The following is a 2461-nucleotide window of genomic DNA, read 5'->3' on the forward strand; positions in this document are numbered from 1 at the left end:
CGCCGGCTCCAAGCAGCGAAAATTCGAACGACTCAGACGAGGGACTGGAAAATATGCAACATTGTAGGCGGCGTAGTATCGCCCCTGCTGGCGAACATCTATCTACACTATGTCTTCGATCTCTGGGCCAACCGATGGCGACGGCGCGAGGCCAAGGGCAATGTCATCATTCTGCGATATGCGGATGATGTTGTTGTGGGCTTCGAGCACGAAGCTGACGCGCGGCGCTTCTGGGACGAGATGCGACAGAGGTTCGAGGAGTTCTCGCTGGTGTTGCACCCGGACAAGACGAGGCTGCTTGAGTTTGGCCGCTATGCAGCGGGCAGGCGCAAGCGCCGAGGCCTTGGTCGGCCAGAAACCTTCTCGTTTCTGGGCCTTATGTATATCTGCGGCAAGTCCCGGCGCGGTAGCTTCCTGCTTCATCGGAAGACGCGCAAGGACCGCATGCAGGCCAAGCTCAGGCAAATCAAGGAGCAGTTGCGGCGACGCATGCACGACTCAATACCTGTCCAAGGGCATTGGCTTAGGCAAGTGGTACGCGGCTACTTTGCGTACCACGCGGTCCCGACGAACGCGCGGGCACTGGTGGCATTCCGCTATCACGTTACTCATCTCTGGCGGCGCGCGCTTCGGCGGCGCAGTCAGAAAGATGCCATGACGTGGGCGCGGATGACCCGCCTCGCCAATGACTGGCTCCCAAAACCTCGCATCCAACATCCGTGGCCCAGTGAAAGATTTGCCGTTAAACACCCAAGGTAGGAGCCCGGTGCCTGAATTGGGCACGCCGGGATCTGTGCGGGGGGTATCCAGTAATGGGTATTCCTACCGCGATATTTGCCCCATCTCGCACACCTGCCACCGCTTCGCGGCGGATATCGCTTGCAAATAAGGGGATCAGAACCGCGGTCACCCATAACGGTTGCGGCGCGCGGCGAGTCTGGCGCGGGTGCAGGCGTAGCGAGGGTAGGCGGCGTCCAGCATGTCCGCGATCCTCTCCAGGCGGTCCGCCTGCGTGAAGCAGCACGCAAGCAGGCATTCCCAGGCGCAGTAGCGCATGATTTCTTGGAGTAGGGCGTGTCGCTTTTCGGGAGGGAACTGCAGATTGCCGACCTTCGCCCACGCCTTCAGCCCTGCATGGGCGAGCGCCACGAATTTGTCAGGTGTTATCGGCCCGGTTTGGCAAAGCTCAACCGCATGGTGGAGCAGCTGCCGGTCAAAATCGCTCATGCCGGCACCTCGGTGGAAGGATGGAGATCCCGGACGCTGACCCGACGCGGGCAGATTTTCGGGCGGCCGCGCACGAAGTCTTCCACTTCAACGTCGGCGGTGGGGCCGTTCGGCCCCTTGAAGACCGAGAGCACGCGAGCCTGGCGCGAAGGAAGAGCGGGAGCGGCCCCGTAGAGCAGGGTGGCGAGGGCGCCGGCCTGGATCCATCCGTACGCGCGATAGAGCGGTGTGCCGTTAGCGTGCTGGCCGATTTGGTCACGGAACGCCGGCTTCAAGCCGCCGAGGAAAGCGCCGAGTTGCGACCGCTGCATGCCGATGCCACCAGTGGTTTCCTGCAGGGCAGGCAGTTGGGGACCGTACCGGCGGGCCAGCGCGGCGCGCATGACGCGTCGATACTCGGCGCTGCCCGCCAGCATCACCAAGCCGACACGGGTTGGCCAGGCAGCGGGCTGCAGGTAGCGCGGCAAGTCGGCCATCATCTGGTCGGCACGTTGCCGCGTCATACGCTCATCGTAGGGTGCAATCTCGGTGTCGGGCGGCAGGAAACCGTGACGCGCGGACAGAATCAAGACGCGGGGCGCCGCATCGCTGCGCACGTGATGCGTACATGACGCCCCGGTATAGGTCGATGGCGCGCGCATCCCGATCGAGCTTCGTGCTCGAGCCTGCTATCAGGAGCTGAGCCGGCTCGCTGGCATCGTCACTGGGTTTGGGTGCGTGGGCGAATAGGGGAAGTTGCGTGGTCGAAAGCATGGGCGTGGAGTCGCGTTATACTTTTCACTCTACAGATCCACCACCAAAGTCAAGGCAACTGTGTGCCACCGCCCTGTCGTCCGCGCCTCCAGCCTCGATGTCTTCGGCGGAGAACTTGACGGCGCCGGCACCAGCTCTGAGACAGGATCGCCTCGGCAAGCGCTGCTTTGTGTTCCTGCATCGCGACGTTTCTTCTCCTCGACAATGCCGGCCGTAGTTTCGTTGCCACGGACCGCCGGCCGCCACGTCTGGACCGATGCGGTCGACGTGCGCGAAAATTTGGTGCGGTGGCGTCCGCAACTGCCGCTACCCCTAACAAACAACGCCACCAGGAGTAGTAATAACTTCATTATCGTGAAAGTACGCAACGGCGAGAGGACTGTGCGGAGGCGTTCATATAAATCGGCGTCCTCAAATCTGAAGTGCAACACCTTGCCATTTGGTAAGGTGTGGTGGATGACGAAGAAGAAGTACCGGCAAC

Annotated in this window: 4 protein-coding genes; 1 reads left to right on the top strand and 3 read right to left on the bottom strand. The window is 61.9% G+C overall.

The genetic code is table 11. From position 1 onward, the window contains the following. Positions 1-759: reverse transcriptase domain-containing protein (locus J8I34_RS33670; RefSeq protein ID WP_245176341.1), on the top strand; the 759-nt coding region annotated here is incomplete at its 5' end. 147 nt (positions 760-906) lie between these two features. Here the strand turns inward: J8I34_RS33670 and J8I34_RS33675 are convergent. The 3 genes from J8I34_RS33675 to J8I34_RS33685 all read right to left on the bottom strand — a co-directional run. Then, positions 907-1227: a hypothetical protein gene (locus J8I34_RS33675; protein WP_245176342.1), complete on the bottom strand. Its 321-nt coding sequence runs from the start codon at positions 1225-1227 to the stop codon at positions 907-909. After that, entirely contained in the window at positions 1224-1796 is a 573-nt protein-coding gene (locus J8I34_RS33680; protein WP_245176343.1) for a hypothetical protein, read from the bottom strand. Before J8I34_RS33680 ends, J8I34_RS33675 begins: the two co-directional genes overlap by 4 nt. 213 nt (positions 1797-2009) lie before the next feature. Beyond that, positions 2010-2461, bottom strand: a 452-nt coding sequence (locus J8I34_RS33685; RefSeq protein ID WP_209808513.1) for a hypothetical protein, incomplete at its 5' end; no start/stop codon positions are given.

The sequence above is a fragment of the Cupriavidus phytohabitans genome (assembly GCF_017815025.1).
In the GTDB taxonomy this organism is placed as follows: Bacteria; Pseudomonadota; Gammaproteobacteria; order Burkholderiales; family Burkholderiaceae; genus Cupriavidus.

Coding starts and splice junctions, on each gene's coding strand:
- J8I34_RS33675 (WP_245176342.1), bottom strand. CDS start 1,227: ATGAGCGATTTTGACCGGCAGCTGCTCCACCATGCGGTTGAGCTTTGC.